The sequence below is a fragment of the Shigella sp. SIG6 genome (assembly GCF_053555815.1).
This window is the reverse complement of the sequence record NZ_JBQZXC010000005.1, coordinates 25,063-42,828: the sequence shown is the minus strand read 5'-3', so window position 1 is coordinate 42,828 and position 17,766 is coordinate 25,063. Positions and strand designations below refer to the sequence as shown.

14 protein-coding genes and 2 pseudogenes are annotated in these 17,766 nt (G+C 53.2%); 10 read left to right on the top strand and 6 right to left on the bottom strand.

The window, feature by feature from the left end; genetic code table 11:
• Positions 1–8: 8 nt before the first annotated feature.
• Positions 9–2,028 (bottom strand): annotated as a pseudogene (locus tag ACUU1M_RS01945) (catalase/peroxidase).
• 328 nt (positions 2,029–2,356) lie between these two features.
• The gene (gene metF / locus ACUU1M_RS01940; protein WP_000007517.1) at positions 2,357–3,247 is read right to left on the bottom strand and encodes a methylenetetrahydrofolate reductase; all 891 of its coding nucleotides are present in this window, start codon (positions 3,245–3,247) and stop codon (positions 2,357–2,359) included.
• Positions 3,248–3,322: 75 nt separating this feature from the next.
• Between metF and ACUU1M_RS01935 the strand changes: the two genes are divergently transcribed.
• Positions 3,323–3,457, top strand: a complete 135-nt coding sequence (locus ACUU1M_RS01935; RefSeq protein WP_000660586.1) for a hypothetical protein — start codon at positions 3,323–3,325, stop codon at positions 3,455–3,457.
• Positions 3,458–3,595: 138 nt separating this feature from the next.
• Here ACUU1M_RS01935 and metL read toward each other — a convergent pair whose 3' ends face one another.
• Complete coding sequence (metL, locus tag ACUU1M_RS01930) at positions 3,596–6,028, bottom strand: bifunctional aspartate kinase/homoserine dehydrogenase II (RefSeq protein WP_000110745.1); 2,433 nt, start codon at positions 6,026–6,028, stop codon at positions 3,596–3,598.
• Positions 6,029–6,030: 2 nt separating this feature from the next.
• Positions 6,031–7,191 (bottom strand): cystathionine gamma-synthase, encoded by a 1,161-nt coding sequence (metB, locus tag ACUU1M_RS01925; protein WP_005050443.1) that lies wholly within the window; start codon positions 7,189–7,191, stop codon positions 6,031–6,033.
• 276 nt (positions 7,192–7,467) lie between these two features.
• Between metB and metJ the strand changes: the two genes are divergently transcribed.
• Positions 7,468–7,785 carry a met regulon transcriptional regulator MetJ gene (metJ, locus tag ACUU1M_RS01920; protein ID WP_000852812.1) on the top strand — a complete coding sequence of 106 codons (318 nt, stop codon included), beginning with the start codon at positions 7,468–7,470 and terminating at the stop codon, positions 7,783–7,785.
• Positions 7,786–7,968: 183 nt separating this feature from the next.
• Positions 7,969–8,577: pseudogene (locus tag ACUU1M_RS01915) on the top strand (YiiX family permuted papain-like enzyme).
• A gap of 60 nt (positions 8,578–8,637) precedes the next feature.
• Here the strand turns inward: ACUU1M_RS01915 and rpmE are convergent.
• Positions 8,638–8,850, bottom strand: a complete 213-nt coding sequence (gene rpmE, locus ACUU1M_RS01910; RefSeq protein WP_000710769.1) for a 50S ribosomal protein L31 — start codon at positions 8,848–8,850, stop codon at positions 8,638–8,640.
• A 202-nt stretch (positions 8,851–9,052) separates the two neighbouring features.
• On the opposite strand from rpmE, the gene priA reads away from it, so the two are divergent.
• The 7 genes from priA to rraA all read left to right on the top strand — a co-directional run bounded on the left by priA (position 9,053) and on the right by rraA (position 17,018).
• Positions 9,053–11,251: a primosomal protein N' gene (gene priA, locus ACUU1M_RS01905; RefSeq protein ID WP_152028849.1), complete on the top strand. Its 2,199-nt coding sequence runs from the start codon at positions 9,053–9,055 to the stop codon at positions 11,249–11,251.
• 155 nt (positions 11,252–11,406) lie between these two features.
• Entirely contained in the window at positions 11,407–12,432 is a 1,026-nt protein-coding gene (gene cytR / locus ACUU1M_RS01900) for a DNA-binding transcriptional regulator CytR (RefSeq protein ID WP_000644904.1), read from the top strand.
• A gap of 91 nt (positions 12,433–12,523) precedes the next feature.
• The gene (gene ftsN / locus ACUU1M_RS01895; RefSeq protein WP_000068817.1) at positions 12,524–13,483 is read left to right on the top strand and encodes a cell division protein FtsN; all 960 of its coding nucleotides are present in this window, start codon (positions 12,524–12,526) and stop codon (positions 13,481–13,483) included.
• Positions 13,484–13,575: 92 nt separating this feature from the next.
• Complete coding sequence (gene hslV / locus ACUU1M_RS01890; RefSeq protein WP_000208242.1) at positions 13,576–14,106, top strand: ATP-dependent protease subunit HslV; 531 nt, start codon at positions 13,576–13,578, stop codon at positions 14,104–14,106.
• A gap of 9 nt (positions 14,107–14,115) precedes the next feature.
• Complete coding sequence (hslU, locus tag ACUU1M_RS01885; RefSeq protein WP_001293350.1) at positions 14,116–15,447, top strand: HslU--HslV peptidase ATPase subunit; 1,332 nt, start codon at positions 14,116–14,118, stop codon at positions 15,445–15,447.
• Between the two features lie 66 nt (positions 15,448–15,513).
• The gene (menA, locus tag ACUU1M_RS01880; protein WP_005077402.1) at positions 15,514–16,440 is read left to right on the top strand and encodes a 1,4-dihydroxy-2-naphthoate polyprenyltransferase; all 927 of its coding nucleotides are present in this window, start codon (positions 15,514–15,516) and stop codon (positions 16,438–16,440) included.
• A gap of 92 nt (positions 16,441–16,532) precedes the next feature.
• Entirely contained in the window at positions 16,533–17,018 is a 486-nt protein-coding gene (gene rraA, locus ACUU1M_RS01875) for a ribonuclease E activity regulator RraA (protein ID WP_000872908.1), read from the top strand.
• A gap of 84 nt (positions 17,019–17,102) precedes the next feature.
• On the opposite strand, the gene zapB is transcribed toward rraA, so the two are convergent.
• A complete protein-coding gene (gene zapB, locus ACUU1M_RS01870; protein ID WP_001296623.1) occupies positions 17,103–17,348 on the bottom strand; it encodes a septal ring assembly protein ZapB in 246 nt (81 codons plus the stop codon).
• Positions 17,349–17,766: the final 418 nt, after the last annotated feature.

Below are 17,766 nucleotides of genomic sequence, written 5' to 3'. Positions count from 1 at the left end.
AGGTCAGATTACAGCAGGTCGAAACGGTCGAGGTTCATCACTTTCACCCATGCCGCTACGAAGTCTTTAACAAACTTCTCGTGGGCATCGCTGCTGGCGTAAACTTCCGCTACTGCACGCAGGACAGAGTTAGAACCAAATACCAGATCCGCACGGCTGGCTGTGTATTTCACTTCGCCGGTTTCGCGGTCACGTCCTTCGAACAGCTCTTTCGATTCGTCAGTCGCTTTCCACTCGTAACGCATATCCAGCAAGTTCACGAAGAAGTCATTGCTCAATACGCCAACGCGGTCAGTGAAGACGCCGTTTTTGCTGCCATCGAAGTTGGCACCCAGTACACGCATCCCGCCCACCAGCGCAGTCATTTCCGGCGCGGTCAGCGTCAGTTGCTGTGCTTTGTCGATCAGCAGTGACTCGGTGGTGGAAACGTCCAGACGAGCGCGATAGTTACGGAAACCGTCAGCAATTGGCTCCAGCAGCTCAAACATCTCAATGTCAGTCTGATCCTGACGCGCATCAACGCGACCCGGCGCAAACGGTACATGAATGCTCAAACCTGCGGCGCTTGCGGCTTTCTCAACACCAACCACACCAGCCAGCACGATGATATCCGCCAGCGAGGCTTTACCAGACTCTTTCTGGATTTTCTCCAGAACAGGCAGAGCACGAACGGCTGCGGCGTTCACATCCCAGTCGCGCTGCGGCATTAATGCCAGACGCGTACCGTTGGCACCACCGCGTTTGTCGCCACCACGGAAGGTAGAAGCAGATGCCCAGGCCACCGATACCAGCTCACTAACAGACAGACCAGAATCCGCAATCGCGAATTTCAGATCGATAATGTCCTGCTCGGTCGGGTTGTAGATCGGCTGCGGCAGCGGATCTTGCCAGATCAGATCTTCTTTCGGCACTTCCGGCCCGATGTAGCGAGATTTCGGCCCCATATCCCTGTGCGTCAGGTCGGTCACCAGCATTGTCGGTTTACGTTTCTTCGACGGATCGAACGGATCCGGGATAATTTCCGGTGCGTCTACCGCTTCGAACTGGATTGCTCCACTGGGTCGGCGTCTGGGTCCAGACTACTTCCAGACCAGAGGTAATGGCATCTGCGCCAACGCCGCTGCCGTAAGTGCTCGCCCAGCCTAAACCTTGTTCTTCAATCGGTGCAGCTTCTGGATCAGGACCTACGTTTGATGTCGGACCGGCACCGTGGGTTTTACCCAGCGTATGACCACCCGCAATCAGCGCCACGGTTTCTTCGTCGTTCATGCCCATGTTGCCGAAGGTCGCGCGGATAGCTGCTGCCGCAGAAAGCGGTTCGCCGCTGTGATCCGGGCCTTCCGGGTTAACGTAAATCAGGCCCATCTCGGTTGCACCCAGCGGTGCTTTCGCCAGCGCTTCCGGATGACGGTGAGTCAGCCAGGCTTTTTCATCACCCCAGTTAACATCCAGATCCGGTTCCCAGACGTCTTCACGACCGGCACCAAAACCGAAGGTACGGAAGCCGGAGTTTTCCAGCGCCACGTTACCTGCGAGGATAAACAGGTCGGCCCAGGAGATTTTCTGACCATATTTCTGTTTGATTGGCCACAACAGGCGACGCGCTTTATCGAGGCTTACGTTATCCGGCCAGGAGTTCAGCGGTGCAAAACGTTGCTGACCACGACCCGCGCCGCCGCGTCCATCGATTGAACGGTAAGTACCTGCGCCGTGCCAAGCCATACGAATAAACAGACCGGCGTAGCTGCCCCAGTCGGCTGGCCACCACGGCTGAGATTCTGTCAGCAGGGCTTTCAGATCTTTTTTCAGGCCGTAGTAATCTAATTTGCTGAATTCTTTGCGGTAGTCAAAGTCCTCACCCAGCGGGTTAGAACGATTAGAATGTTGGTTTAACAGGTCAACACGGAGTTGATTTGGCCACCAGTCGCGAGTGGTTGTGCCCGCCCCCGCGCTCTGGTCGTGACCGCCCTGATGGAACGGGCATTTGCCAGTGGCTGTGGTGTTATGGATATCGTCTGACGTGCTCATCAATGTGCTCCCCTCTACAGTGTTACCGTTACGATACACAGCGTTAGAGAGAAGTTATAATTGAATTAATCCACGGATGCGATAGTTGAGATCTTACATATTGTTGGTTAAAGAGATGTAGATCAAATTGATCGTAATTAAGCTTTTTTGATTATGTCCGAATTCGGACAAATGCTTTATAAAAAAGGGTTTTAGCTTCATATCCTTCAAGTAATGAGGGAGAAAACAAGGCTGACAACCTTATTTTCCCGCCCTCATTTCGAGGCAGCATTTTGTGCTCTGTTTAAAATTTGTGATCACTGTGTGATTTTCACAAAAGCCACACTATTTATAAACCAGGTCGAACACCCAGCGTATGGCAAATCGCGTAACTCATTTCAGCGCGGTTAAGCGTATAGAAGTGGAAATCTTTCACTCCTTCACGGCTTAAAATCTTCACCATATCCATGGCAATATTCGCGCCCACCAGTTTGCGGGTTTCGGCATCGTCATCCAGCCCGTCAAACATTTGCGCCATCCACGCCGGAATACGCACGTTGGTCATGTCGGCAAATTTCTTCGCCTGTTTAAAGTTAGATACCGGCAAAATGCCCGGGATGATTTCCACATCAATGCCCGCCGATATACAGCGGTCACGAAAACGCAGGTAGCTTTCGACATCGAAGAAGAACTGAGTAATCGCGCGGTTGGCTCCGGCATCCACTTTGCGTTTCAGATTAAGCAAATCCGCCTGAGCGCTTTTTGCTTCCGGGTGAACTTCCGGATACGCCGCCACGGATATATCGAAATCTGCCACTTCTTTTAACAGCGTCACCAGGTCAGAAGCATACATTTCTGGCTTACCACTTCCCGGCGGCAGATCGCCACGCAGTGCCACGATATGACGAATACCGTTATTCCAGTAGTCGCGTGCAATGATGCGCAGCTCGTCGGGCGTCGCATCAATGCAAGTAAGATGCGGTGCCGCTTCCAGACCAGTGCGATCTTTAATGCCTTTAATAATGCTGTGCGTACGGTCGCGCTCGCCGGAGTTCGCGCCATAGGTCACCGATACAAACTTCGGTTTCAGGCTGCTAAGGCGATCGATGGAGTTCCACAGGGTCTGCTCCATTTCACTGGTACGCGGCGGGAAAAACTCGAACGAAACGTTAATCTGCCCCTGGACTTCTGCCAGGCTCTGATTCAGGGCATCCCGCTGGCTGGCGTGAAAAAAGCTCATACCTTACCTCATCAATCGCTTGTAGTTATATGTTGTGTTGTGCACATCTATCCATTTAGACGTCCAGATGTAAAGATGAAGGAAAAGCCGAAGGGCGTCAACCGAAAAATGACCAATGATGGTGAGGAAAAATCAGGGAAGATGAAAAAACTTCAGGATGGTAAGAAAAAGAAAATCCGATATGCAAAGCAAACCGGACTGCAAATATAAACTAACCATGTACTTATTGCTTCTTGCCGGATTCGTCGTAAACGCTTCATCCGGCCTAATTCTATGATAATTCAATATATTTCATTAGAAACCATAGACCCGAAAACATGAGTACCGGGCATTATTAAATTTCTGAAATTACAACAACTGTGCCAGCCGGTTGATATCCGACTGAATCGCCCCGGCGGTGACGTCGCGCCCAGCGCCAGGCCCACGGATCACCAGCGGATTATCGCGGTACCAGCGGCTTTCGATGGCAAAGACGTTATCGCATGGCAGCAGTGATGCCAGCGGATGGTCTTCACGCACCGCCTCCACGCCCACACGCGCTTTGCCGTTGGCATCGAAACGCGCCACGTAGCGCAGCACCAGCCCCATTTCGCGGGCCGCTTCCAGCCGTTGCACCATCTGCTCGTTAAGTTCATCGCCATTTTCAAAGAAATGGTCGATGCTGCCGCCTTCGCAATGAGCAGGCACCAGCGATTCCACACGTACCTGGTCCGGTTCAATGTTGTAACCCGCTTCACGCGCCAGAATCACCAGCTTGCGCATTACGTCTTTGCCTGAGAGGTCGTCACGCGGATCAGGCTCGGTTAAGCCCTGCTGCCACGCCTGATCCACCAGCTCGGTAAACGGCACGCTACCGTCGAATTGCAGGAACAGCCAGGAGAGCGTGCCGGAGAAGATCCCACTGATCGACAAAATGGTATCGCCGCTGTCGATCAGATCGCGCACGGTATGGTTGATCGGCAAGCCCGCACCAACGGTGGCGTTGTATAGCCAGTGACGCCCGGTTTTTTCGAAGGCGTCGTGGATCTGGCGATATTTATTGCTGTCGCTTGCTCCCGCCAGTTTGTTGGCACTGATGACGTGGAAACCGTGGCTGGCGAAATCGAGATACTGATCAGCAAGCTGCTGGCTGGCGGTAACGTCCAACACCACTAAATCATCATACGGATGGGCGCGCATCCACAGGAAAAGCGACTCTTCATCCTGCTCGACCGCTTCATCGTTGAAGAAGGCTAACGCGCGGCTGGCGTCCAGCCCGTCATAACTCAACAGACTGCGGCGGCTGTCCACCACGCCTGCCAGCACAAATTCAAAGCCGGTACGCGCCGAAAGCGTGCTCTGCTCGCGGGCGAACAGTTCCAGCCAGCGAGAGCCGATATTGCCTTTGCCGAACAATACCAGGCCGATGCGTTTTTCTGCGCGGAAGACGGACTGATGCAGCCCCTGAATCAGGCTTTCGGTCGGGCCGGTGCGCAGTACTGCCACCAGACTGATGCCGTCATCGGACTGCCACGTAAACTCGACCGGCTGGCCTTTCAGTTGCTGCCAGAAGCGGTGGCAATGCAGCGGGTTACGGGTGACACCCGCCCCGACCATCGCCACCAGCGCCAGCCCCTGACGCAGGCGCAGTTCTCCAGGTAATCCCGCTTCGTCGAGGATTTTCAGCGCACTGTCGGCCACTTCTGAGGTGTAGCAAAATTGCAGCAACTGGCGATCGTTATGCACGCCAACCGCCAGTGGACGCACCTGGGCACGTTTCAGGATCTGGTCGATCTCTTTATGCGCCAGTTTGAAATCCTGACTGGCGGGCACCTGAAACTCAATCAAACAGACATCATCGTGGCTGGTGACAATACGCGCACCAGTACCGGAGGCCAGCACGCGTTCAATGCGCGTGGAACCTTGATCCGGCGTGTAGCTACAGCGCAGCTGCAGGTCGATTTCGCTGCCAGAAACTGGCTGTAAAGTACGGGCGTGAAGAACGGGAGCCGCCAGACGCGCCAGTTCGCTGGCCTCATCCAGACGCAGCAACGGCAGCAGGCAGGCATCTTTCACTTTACGCGGGTCGGCACTGTATACCCCGGCGACGTCGCTCCAGATGGTTACACGAGAAACACCCGCCAGCGCACCGATTTGTGTCGCGGAATAGTCGGAACCGTTACGCCCCAGCAACACCGTTTCACCGGCGTTGTTACGGCTGATAAACCCGGTCACCACCAGACGTTTGCTCGGATGTTGTACCAGTAGCTGTTGCAGCAACGGGTAAGAAAGCCCTTCATCAACCTGCGGTTGCGCAGCGCGTTCAGCGCGTAAAAACTCACGGGCATCAAGCCAGGCCGCTGGCAGCCCTTGTTGATTAAGTACCGCAGACATCAGGCGCGCCGACCACACTTCACCGTGGCCCACCACTTCCGCATACACCGCATCGTTAATACCACTGTCGAGCAACGCCGCCAGGCGCTCAAGATCGCTGACAAAAGCGCTAATGAGGCTATCGGCTTCTTCAGCGGGTAGCAGACCGCTAATCAGATCGCACTGATAGCGACGCAGCGTTTGTTGAACCTGATGCGCAGAGAGACGATCGGTCTGGCTTAGTTTCAACCAGTTAATCAACTGGTTAGTGGTGCTACCGGCGGCGGAAACCACCATCATATCGTCAGGCTGAGAGAACTCCGCCATAATGCCCGCGACACGCAAATAACACTTCACATCAGCCAGACTACTGCCACCAAATTTATGCAGCTGACGACCTTTCGCCCCTGCCTGCGCAATCACACTCATTTTTACCCCTTGTTTGCAGCCCGGAAGCCATTTTCCAGGTCGGCAATTAAATCTTCGCCATCTTCAATACCGGTGGAGATACGCAGCAGCGTCTCGGAGATCCCGGCGGCAGCACGCGCTTCTGGTGCCATGCCTGCATGTGTCATGGTTGCGGCGTGAGAGATTAAACTTTCCACTCCCCCTAATGATTCCGCCAGCGTAAACAACGACAGCCCGCCCAGGAAACGACACAGCGTCTGCTCATCGCCATCCAGTTCAAAACTCAACATTGCGCCAAAGCCTTTTTGCTGACGCGCGGCAATTTCATGCCCCTGATTTTCCGGCAGCGACGGGTGATACAGTTTTTTCACCAACGGCTGGGTTTGCAGATATTTCACAATCGCCTGCGCGTTGCGCTGCGCCAGCTCCATACGCGGCACCAGCGTTCGCAACCCGCGTAGCAGCAGATAGCTGTCAAACGCGCCGCCCGTCACGCCAATATTGTTTGCCCACCAGGCAAGTTCAGTGACAACGTCCGGGTCTTTAGCAATCACCACGCCAGCCACCACGTCAGAGTGACCGTTCAGATATTTCGTACATGAATGCAACACCAGATCGGCACCCAATGCCAGCGGATTTTGTAATGCCGGGCTTAAGAAGGTGTTATCCACCACGCTCACCGCCCCGACTTCCCTTGCCAGATGGCAGATTTTCGCAATATCCACGACGCGTAACAATGGATTACTTGGGCTTTCTACCAGTACCAGTTTGGGTTTTTCTGCCAGCGCTGCCCGTAATGCCTGTTCATCGCCTTGATCAACAAACAACACGCGATAGCAACCGCGTTTCGCCAGACTGTCGAACAGGCGATAGCTACCGCCGTAGCAGTCGTGCGGCGCAACCAGCAGATCGCCAGGTTTCAAAAAGACGGTCGTTACCAGGTGAATCGCGGACATGCCGGTATTAGTAAGTACTGCGCCAGCACCGCCTTCCAGTTCTGCCAGCGCACGCTGAACCACATCGCGCGTTGGGTTGCCGCGACGCGAGTAATCATGCGCGCGCGGTTCATTAAATCCGGTAAAGTTATAGGTGCTGGAAAGATGGATGGGAGGGACAACGCAACCATACTGTTCGTCGTCATTTAACCCGCTACGCACTGCGATGGTAGCCTGTTTACGCGTCATGTGATGAAGTTTCCTGGGCTTTGTCGGTGAAATGTCAGGCACCAGAGTAAACATTGTGTTAATGGACGTCAATACATCTGGATATCTAAACTTCTTTGCGTATAGATTGAGCAAATCCCAAATAGCCGTTAAAATTATATGCATTATCACGCCGACAGGTGCATTACACGATGTCACGGTAACGCCTGTACGGTAAACTATGCGGGTTTACGGTCAGTACCCACATAAATTGTGGGGTCTGGCCTCAATTTATTGACGAAGAGGATTAAGTATCTCATGGCTGAATGGAGCGGCGAATATATCAGCCCATACGCTGAGCACGGCAAGAAGAGTGAACAAGTCAAAAAGATTACGGTTTCCATTCCTCTTAAGGTGTTAAAAATCCTCACCGATGAACGCACGCGTCGTCAGGTGAACAACCTGCGTCACGCTACCAACAGCGAGCTGCTGTGCGAAGCGTTTCTGCATGCCTTTACCGGGCAACCTTTGCCGGATGATGCCGATCTGCGTAAAGAGCGCAGCGACGAAATCCCGGAAGCGGCAAAAGAGATCATGCGTGAGATGGGGATTAACCCGGAGACGTGGGAATACTAAAGCGGAAAAGAGCGGCGCGGAGTGGAATCGCCTGATGCACTACGCTTATCAGGCCTACGTCATATTGCAATTTATTGAATTTACACGAACTTGTAGGCCGGATAAGGCGTTCACGCCGCATCCGGCATAAACAACGAGCACGTTGTCTGCGACCCACCGCTTTTTATACATGGACGTTTAACTATGAAAAACAGGCTGCTGATCCTCAGCCTGCTGGTTTCTGTACCTGCCTTTGCCTAGCAGCCGCAAACTGGCGACATCATCTTTCAAATCTCTCGCTCATCGCAAAGTAAAGCGATCCAACTGGCAACCCATTCCGATTACAGCCACACCGGTATGCTGGTGATGCGTAACAAAAAGCCCTACGTTTTTGAAGCGGTCGGCCCGGTGAAATACACCCCGCTCAAGCAGTGGATTGCCCATGGTGAAAAGGGCAACTACGTTGTTCGCCGCGTTGAAGGCGGACTGAGTGTTGAACAACAGCAAAAACTGACGCAAACGGCAAAACGTTATCTCGGTAAACCGTATGATTTCAGCTTCTCATGGAGCGACGATCGCCAGTACTGTTCGGAAGTGGTGTGGAAGGTTTACCAGAACGCGCTGGGAATGCGCGTGGGCGAACAGCAGAAGTTGAAAGAGTTTGATCTCAGCAACCCGCTGGTCCAGGCGAAGCTCAAAGAACGCTACGGTAAAAATATTCCGCTTGAGGAAACGGTAGTTTCACCACAAGCCGTTTTCGACGCGCCACAACTCACCACGGTTGCCAAAGAGTGGCCGCTGTTTTCGTGGTGATACGACCAAAATTCAGGCACAAAAAAAGCGCCGTGCGGCGCTTTTTTCGGAAATCCGGTCTTATTTGCTGCCCGGGATGTTGAAACGCTTGTTGAAGCGGTCAACACGGCCACCGGTAGCAACATCACGCTGTTTGCCAGTGAAGAACGGGTGGCACTTGCTGCACACGTCGAGGTTCAGGTCATGACCAACGGTGGAGCGGATTTTCATTACGTTACCGCAAGAGCAGCTAGCAGTAATTTCTTCGTATTTCGGGTGAATATCTTTTTTCATGGGAAAACCTCGGTTTAAGGCCGCGTCGCTCTTCCAGCCCTAACGCCAGACACCACGCGATGTTAAAAGTATAGCTTCAATACGATCATTTCGTACGAAGGCGCGAAATCATACAGAAATTAACCAGCGTATGCAAACTGATCCGCACTCTTCTACGGCAATGTGTATACTAACCCACCGAATTTCAAGTCAGGATGATGCTATGCCCGTTGCCCACGTTGCCTTGCCCGTTCCGCTTCCTCGTACCTTTGACTATCTGCTGCCAGAAGGCATGACGGTTAAAGCTGGGTGTCGCGTGCGCGTGCCGTTTGGCAAACAGCAGGAGCGCATCGGGATTGTGGTATCAGTTAGCGATGCCAGCGAACTGCCGCTCACTGAGCTAAAAGCGGTAGTCGAAGTGCTGGATAGTGAGCCGGTGTTTACTCACTCCGTCTGGCGATTGCTGCTATGGGCGGCAGATTACTATCATCATCCGATTGGCGATGTGCTGTTTCATGCCTTGCCGATTTTACTACGCCAGGGGCGGCCTGCGGCGAACGCGCCGATGTGGTACTGGTTTGCCACTGAACAAGGTCAGGCGGTGGATCTGAACAGCCTGAAACGCTCACCCAAGCAACAACAGGCGCTGGCAGCGTTACGGCAAGGCAAAATCTGGCGCGACCAGGTTGCCACGCTCGAATTTAATGATGCCGCGTTGCAGGCGCTGCGCAAAAAAGGTCTGTGTGATTTAGCAAGTGAAACACCAGAGTTTAGCGACTGGCGAACGAACTATGCCGTTTCTGGTGAGCGGTTGCGATTGAATACCGAACAGGCCACCGCCGTTGGCGCAATTCATAGCGCGGCAGATACTTTTTCTGCCTGGCTGCTGGCGGGCGTTACCGGTTCCGGTAAAACGGAGGTTTATCTCAGTGTACTGGAAAACGTGCTCGTTCAGGGCAAACAGGCGCTGGTGATGGTGCCGGAAATCGGCCTGACACCGCAAACTATCGCCCGTTTTCGTGAACGGTTTAATGCGCCCGTGGAAGTTCTGCATTCCGGTCTGAACGACAGCGAGCGTCTTTCGGCGTGGCTGAAAGCGAAAAATGGCGAGGCGGCGATTGTGATCGGCACCCGCTCCGCGCTGTTTACGCCGTTTAAAAATCTCGGCGTGATTGTCATTGACGAAGAGCACGACAGTTCCTACAAGCAGCAGGAAGGCTGGCGCTATCATGCCCGCGACCTGGCGGTGTATCGTGCGCATAGCGAGCAAATCCCGATTATTCTTGGCTCCGCAACGCCCGCGCTGGAAACGTTGTGCAACGTCCAGCAGAAAAAATACCGCCTGCTGCGCCTGACGCGCCGGGCGGGGAATGCGCGTCCGGCAATTCAACACGTGCTGGATTTAAAAGGTCAGAAGGTGCAGGCAGGTCTGGCTCCGGCGTTAATCACCCGTATGCGCCAGCATTTACAGGCCAACAATCAGGTTATCCTCTTTCTTAACCGCCGTGGCTTTGCGCCTGCGCTACTGTGCCACGACTGCGGCTGGATTGCCGAATGCCCACGTTGCGATCACTACTACACGCTGCATCAGGCGCAACAGCATTTGCGCTGTCACCACTGTGACAGTCAGCGTCCGGTGCCGCGCCAGTGCCCTTCCTGCGGTTCCACGCACCTGGTACCCGTGGGGCTGGGCACCGAACAGCTTGAACAGACGCTTGCGCCGCTGTTCCCTGATGTGCCCATTTCTCGTATCGACCGCGATACCACCAGCCGCAAAGGGGCGCTGGAACAGCAACTGGCGGAAGTACATCGCGGCGGTGCGAGGATTTTGATCGGCACACAAATGCTGGCGAAAGGTCACCACTTTCCGGATGTGACGCTGGTGGCGTTACTGGATGTGGACGGCGCGCTGTTTTCTGCCGATTTTCGCTCGGCAGAGCGTTTCGCTCAGCTTTACACCCAGGTCGCTGGTCGTGCCGGGCGTGCGGGTAAACAAGGCGAAGTGGTGCTGCAAACGCACCATCCGGAACATCCTCTGTTGCAAACGTTGCTCTATAAAGGCTACGACGCCTTTGCCGAACAGGCGCTGGCTGAGCGACGGATGATGCAACTGCCGCCATGGACCAGCCATGTGATTGTGCGTGCGGAAGATCATAACAATCAGCATGCGCCGCTGTTCCTGCAACAACTGCGTAATCTGATCCTCTCCAGCCCGCTGGCAGACGACAAACTGTGGGTTCTCGGTCCGGTTCCGGCACTGGCACCTAAACGTGGCGGTCGCTGGCGCTGGCAGATATTGTTGCAGCACCCTTCCCGCGTGCGCTTACAACACATCATTAGTGGTACGCTGGCGCTCATCAATACAATACCGGATTCCCGCAAGGTGAAATGGGTACTGGATGTTGATCCGATTGAGGGTTAAACCGCTTACGATGCGAGGCGGATCGAAAAATTCAATATTCATCACACTTTTCATGAAAATTCTGTAACCGTTTTCACGCGCTATCTGCTAAAAATGTTGCCGATGTGAAGTAAACATGGATGTAGTACGCCTGACGTGCCAGGCGAGGAGTGAGTGTGAAAGCGAAGAAGCAGGAAACTGCCGCGACCATGAAAGACGTTGCCCTCAAGGCAAAAGTCTCTACAGCGACTGTCTCCCGAGCATTAATGAATCCCGATAAAGTCTCCCAGGCCACCCGTAATCGGGTTGAAAAAGCGGCCCGGGAAGTGGGTTATTTACCGCAGCCTATGGGGCGCAACGTCAAGCGTAATGAATCCCGCACCATTCTGGTGATTGTCCCGGATATCTGCGATCCCTTCTTTAGCGAAATTATTCGCGGTATCGAAGTTACGGCGGCAAATCACGGATATCTGGTGCTGATTGGCGACTGTGCGCATCAAAATCAGCAGGAAAAAACCTTTATCGATTTGATCATCACCAAGCAAATTGATGGCATGTTGCTGCTGGGTTCAAGGCTGCCGTTTGATGCCAGCATTGAGGAACAGCGTAATCTGCCGCCGATGGTGATGGCGAACGAATTTGCACCGGAACTGGAGCTGCCTACCGTTCATATCGACAATCTGACCGCCGCATTTGATGCAGTAAATTATTTATATGAGCAAGGGCATAAACGGATTGGCTGTATAGCCGGTCCCGAAGAGATGCCACTGTGTCACTACCGCCTGCAAGGCTATGTTCAGGCGCTGCGTCGCTGCGGAATTATGGTTGATCCACAATACATCGCCCGTGGCGACTTCACCTTCGAAGCCGGAAGCAAAGCAATGCAACAGCTGCTTGATCTTCCACAACCGCCTACTGCAGTCTTCTGCCATAGCGATGTGATGGCGCTCGGCGCACTTTCTCAGGCAAAACGCCAGGGGCTGAAAGTCCCGGAAGACCTTTCCATAATCGGTTTTGATAACATCGACCTGACGCAATTTTGTGATCCGCCGCTGACAACCATCGCGCAGCCGCGTTACGAAATCGGTCGGGAAGCTATGCTGTTATTGCTTGATCAAATGCAGGGGCAACACGTTGGCAGTGGCTCTCGTTTAATGGACTGCGAACTTATCATCCGGGGATCAACACGCGCGTTACCTTAAAGTAAACCTTTAAGACTGCCGTGACTGGTCAAAGGCCCGCCGCTTAAGTAACATGGCGGGCTGACGAACGAATAAATACAGCGAAACGATAGTGGCACAACGAGATTATGTACGCCGCAGCCAACCGGCACCTTTGCGGCGAAAAAAGAGCACCTCACGGAAAAAGCAACGAAATCTGCCTGCAGTTTCTCCCGCTATGGTCGCTATTGCTGCCGCCGTTCTTGTGACCTTTATCGGTGGTCTGTACTTCATTACGCATCACAAGAAAGAAGAGTCCGAGACGCTGCAAAGCCAGAAAGTGACCGGAAACGGACTACCACCAAAACCAGAAGAACGCTGGCGCTACATTAAAGAGCTGGAAAGTCGCCAGCCGGGTGTGCGTGCGCCCACAGAACCTTCTGCCGGTGGTGAAGTGAAAACGCCGGAGCAACTGACACCAGAACAACGTCAGCTTCTTGAACAAATGCAGGCTGATATGCGCCAGCAGCCAACGCAGCTGGTTGAGGTTCCGTGGAATGAACAGACGCCGGAACAGCGTCAGCAAACGCTACAACGCCAGCGTCAGGCGCAGCAATTAGCGGAGCAGCAACGCCTGGCTCAGCAGTCGCGTACGACTGAACAAAGCTGGCAGCAGCAGACGCGTACGTCGCAAGCCGCGCCGGTACAGGCGCAACCGCGCCAGTCTAAACCAGCTTCTACTCAGCAGCCGTACCAGGATCTGCTGCAAACCCCTGCGCACACGACCGCGCAGTCGAAGCCGCAGCAAGCTGCGCCGGTTGCTCGTGCCGCTGACGCGCCAAAACCGACGGCGGAGAAAAAAGACGAACGCCGCTGGATGGTGCAGTGCGGTTCGTTCAGAGGCGCGGAACAGGCAGAGACGGTACGTGCTCAGCTGGCGTTCGAAGGATTTGACTCGAAAATCACCACCAACAATGGCTGGAATCGTGTGGTCATTGGCCCGGTGAAAGGCAAAGAGAACGCAGACAGCACCCTCAATCGGTTGAAGATGGCGGGTCATACAAACTGCATTCGGCTCGCCGCCGGGGGTTGAAACCCTCAAAATCCCCCCCATCTATAATTGCATTATGCCCCGTACTTTTGTACGGGGTTTGTACTCTGTATTCGTAACCAAGGGGTCAGCTCGTGACAACTATAGTAAGCGTACGCCGTAACGGCCATGTGGTCATCGCTGGTGATGGTCAGGCCACGTTGGGCAATACCGTAATGAAAGGCAACGTGAAAAAGGTCCGCCGTCTGTACAACGACAAAGTCATCGCGGGCTTTGCGGGCGGTACTGCGGATGCTTTTACGCTGTTCGAACTGTTTGAACGTAAACTGGAAATGCATCAGGGCCATCTGGTTAAAGCCGCCGTTGAGCTGGCAAAAGACTGGCGTACCGATCGCATGCTGCGCAAACTTGAAGCACTGCTGGCAGTCGCGGATGAAACTGCATCGCTTATCATCACCGGTAACGGTGACGTGGTGCAGCCAGAAAACGATCTTATTGCTATCGGCTCCGGCGGCCCTTACGCCCAGGCTGCGGCGCGCGCACTGTTAGAAAACACTGAACTTAGCGCCCGTGAAATTGCTGAAAAGGCGTTGGATATTGCAGGCGACATTTGCATCTATACCAACCATTTCCACACCATCGAAGAATTAAGCTACAAAGCGTAAGGATCTCCCATGTCTGAAATGACCCCACGCGAAATCGTCAGCGAACTGGATAAGCACATCATCGGCCAGGACAACGCCAAGCGTTCTGTGGCGATTGCTCTGCGTAACCGCTGGCGTCGCATGCAGCTCAACGAAGAGCTGCGCCATGAAGTGACCCCGAAAAATATCCTGATGATCGGCCCGACTGGTGTCGGTAAAACTGAAATCGCCCGTCGTCTGGCTAAGCTGGCGAATGCGCCGCTCATCAAAGTTGAAGCGACCAAATTTACCGAAGTGGGCTACGTCGGTAAGGAAGTTGATTCTATTATTCGCGATCTGACCGATGCCGCCGTGAAAATGGTACGCGTCCAGGCTATCGAGAAAAACCGTTATCGCGCTGAAGAACTGGCAGAAGAACGTATTCTCGACGTGCTGATCCCACCTGCTAAAAACAACTGGGGACAGACTGAACAGCAGCAGGAACCTTCCGCTGCTCGTCAGGCATTCCGCAAAAAACTGCGTGAAGGCCAGCTTGATGACAAAGAAATCGAGATCGATCTTGCCGCAGCACCGATGGGCGTTGAAATTATGGCTCCTCCGGGCATGGAAGAGATGACCAGCCAGCTGCAGTCCATGTTCCAGAACCTGGGCGGCCAGAAGCAAAAAGCGCGTAAGCTGAAAATCAAAGACGCCATGAAGCTGCTGATTGAAGAAGAAGCGGCGAAACTGGTGAACCCGGAAGAGCTGAAGCAAGACGCTATCGACGCTGTTGAGCAGCACGGGATCGTGTTTATCGACGAAATCGACAAAATCTGTAAGCGCGGCGAGTCTTCCGGTCCGGATGTTTCTCGTGAAGGCGTTCAGCGTGACCTGCTGCCGCTGGTAGAAGGTTGCACCGTTTCCACCAAACACGGGATGGTCAAAACTGACCACATTCTGTTTATCGCTTCTGGCGCGTTCCAGATTGCGAAACCGTCTGACCTGATCCCGGAACTGCAAGGTCGGCTGCCAATCCGCGTTGAACTGCAGGCACTGACCACCAGCGACTTCGAGCGTATTCTGACCGAGCCGAATGCCTCTATCACCGTGCAGTACAAAGCACTGATGGCGACTGAAGGCGTAAATATCGAGTTTACCGACTCCGGTATTAAACGCATCGCGGAAGCGGCATGGCAGGTGAACGAATCTACCGAAAACATCGGTGCTCGTCGTTTACACACTGTTCTGGAGCGTTTAATGGAAGAGATTTCCTACGACGCCAGCGATTTAAGCGGTCAAAATATCACTATTGACGCAGATTATGTGAGCAAACATCTGGATGCGTTGGTGGCAGATGAAGATCTGAGCCGTTTTATCCTATAATCGCGTTCAATCATTTTCATCATTGTTTGATGGGGCTGAAAGGCCCCATTTTTATTGGCGCGTATTATGACTGAACAACAAATTAGCCGAACTCAGGCGTGGCTGGAAAGTTTACGACCTAAAACCCTCCCCCTCGCCTTTGCTGCAATTATCGTCGGGACGGCGCTGGCATGGTGGCAAGGTCACTTCGATCCGCTGGTCGCCCTGCTGGCACTAATTACCGCCGGGCTATTACAGATCCTTTCTAACCTCGCCAATGATTACGGCGATGCGGTAAAAGGCAGCGATAAACCTGACCGCATTGGGCCGCTACGCGGCATGCAAAAAGGGGTCATTACCCAGCAAAAGATGAAACGGGCGCTCATTATTACCGTCGTGCTCATCTGTCTCTCCGGGCTGGCACTGGTTGCAGTGGCATGCCATACGCTGGCCGATTTTGTCGGTTTCCTGATTCTTGGCGGGTTGTCGATCATTGCCGCTATCACCTACACCGTGGGCAATCGTCCTTATGGTTATATCGGTCTGGGTGATATTTCCGTACTGGTTTTCTTTGGCTGGTTGAGTGTCATGGGGAGCTGGTATTTACAGGCTCATACATTGATTCCGGCACTGACCCTTCCGGCGACCGCATGCGGCCTGCTGGCAACGGCAGTACTGAATATTAATAACCTGCGTGATATCAATAGCGACCGCGAAAATGGCAAAAACACGCTGGTGGTGCGCTTAGGTGAAGTGAACGCGCGTCGTTATCATGCCTGCCTGCTGATGGGCTCGCTGGTGTGTCTGGCGCTGTTTAATCTCTTTTCGCTGCATAGCCTGTGGGGCTGGCTGTTCCTGCTGGCGGCACCATTACTGGTGAAGCAAGCCCGTTATGTGATGCGGGAAATGGACCCGGTGGCGATGCGACCAATGCTGGAACGTACTGTCAAGGGAGCGTTACTGACTAACCTGCTGTTTGTTTTAGGGATATTCCTAAGCCAGTGGGCAGCATAACTGACAAATATCAATTAACAATTGATGATTTTGCCAACAGCCCACATAGCGCGATATACTGAAAATTCTCGCAGCAACTGAATGTTAAGCCTATGAAATACGATACTTCCGAGCTTTGTGACATCTATCAAGAAGATGTTAACGTCGTGGAACCGCTGTTCTCCAACTTTGGCGGACGGGCGTCGTTTGGCGGACAAATAATCACGGTAAAATGTTTCGAGGACAACGGGTTGCTGTACGATCTGCTCGAACAGAATGGCCGTGGTCGTGTTCTTGTCGTCGATGGCGGTGGTTCTGTTCGTCGCGCACTGGTCGATGCTGAACTGGCGCGTCTGGCAGTACAAAATGAATGGGAAGGTCTGGTCATTTACGGCGCGGTGCGTCAGGTAGATGACCTGGAAGAGTTGGATATCGGCATCCAGGCGATGGCGGCAATTCCGGTTGGTGCCGCTGGCGAAGGCATTGGCGAAAGCGATGTCCGCGTCAATTTTGGCGGTGTCACCTTCTTCTCCGGCGACCATCTTTATGCCGACAATACCGGGATTATTCTTTCAGAAGATCCGCTGGATATTGAATGATAAGAAAGGCACCGCAAGGTGCCTTTTTTCTGCGTTACCTGTTGGCCTACACAGTAAAGAAATTACGCGAAAGATGAAGCGTAATCAGACCTCTTCCATGCGACCCAGCAGGGCCTGCAGACGTTCCTGCCAGCCGTTCTGCTGTTCTTTCAGATGGTTGTTCTCACGCTCCAGCTCTTCGCGCTGATGCTGGGCATTTTGAACTTCCTGCGACAGTGAGTTGTTTTTTTCTTTCAGCTCTTCGATTTCCATCTGCAACAGAGTGATGGTATCAATCGCCTGCTGTACTTTTGCTTCCAGTTTCTCAAACACTTCTAATGACATTGTCATACCTCTCCTGAATTGCAAGGCGTTGATGGATAAAAAATCCTCGTCCCGATTACCGGTGACGCCTTAATAAATACGAGCGCACTTTAGTTAGCTCCGATTGTATGAAGCCGCGCCATCGCTGTCCAGCGGCACGCCTTGCAGATTACGGTTTGCCACACTTTTCATCCTTCTCCTAGTGACATAATCCACATCAATCGAAAATGTTAATAAATTTGTTGCGCGAATGATCTAACAAACATGCATCATGTACAATCAGATGGAATAAATGGCGCGATAACGCTCATTTTATGACGAAGCACACACATTTTAAGTTCGATATTTCTCGTTTTTGCTCGTTAACGATAAGTTAACAGCATGCCTACAAGCATCGTGGAGGTCCGTGACTTTCACGCATACAACAAACATTAACTCTTCAGGA

Coding starts and splice junctions, on each gene's coding strand:
- metL (WP_000110745.1), bottom strand. CDS start 6,028: ATGAGTGTGATTGCGCAGGCAGGGGCGAAAGGTCGTCAGCTGCATAAA.
- rpmE (WP_000710769.1), bottom strand. CDS start 8,850: ATGAAAAAAGATATTCACCCGAAATACGAAGAAATTACTGCTAGCTGC.
- rraA (WP_000872908.1), top strand. CDS start 16,533: ATGAAATACGATACTTCCGAGCTTTGTGACATCTATCAAGAAGATGTT.
- zapB (WP_001296623.1), bottom strand. CDS start 17,348: ATGACAATGTCATTAGAAGTGTTTGAGAAACTGGAAGCAAAAGTACAG.
- metJ (WP_000852812.1), top strand. CDS start 7,468: ATGGCTGAATGGAGCGGCGAATATATCAGCCCATACGCTGAGCACGGC.
- metB (WP_005050443.1), bottom strand. CDS start 7,191: ATGACGCGTAAACAGGCTACCATCGCAGTGCGTAGCGGGTTAAATGAC.
- metF (WP_000007517.1), bottom strand. CDS start 3,247: ATGAGCTTTTTTCACGCCAGCCAGCGGGATGCCCTGAATCAGAGCCTG.
- priA (WP_152028849.1), top strand. CDS start 9,053: ATGCCCGTTGCCCACGTTGCCTTGCCCGTTCCGCTTCCTCGTACCTTT.
- hslU (WP_001293350.1), top strand. CDS start 14,116: ATGTCTGAAATGACCCCACGCGAAATCGTCAGCGAACTGGATAAGCAC.
- ACUU1M_RS01935 (WP_000660586.1), top strand. CDS start 3,323: ATGAAGGAAAAGCCGAAGGGCGTCAACCGAAAAATGACCAATGATGGT.
- menA (WP_005077402.1), top strand. CDS start 15,514: ATGACTGAACAACAAATTAGCCGAACTCAGGCGTGGCTGGAAAGTTTA.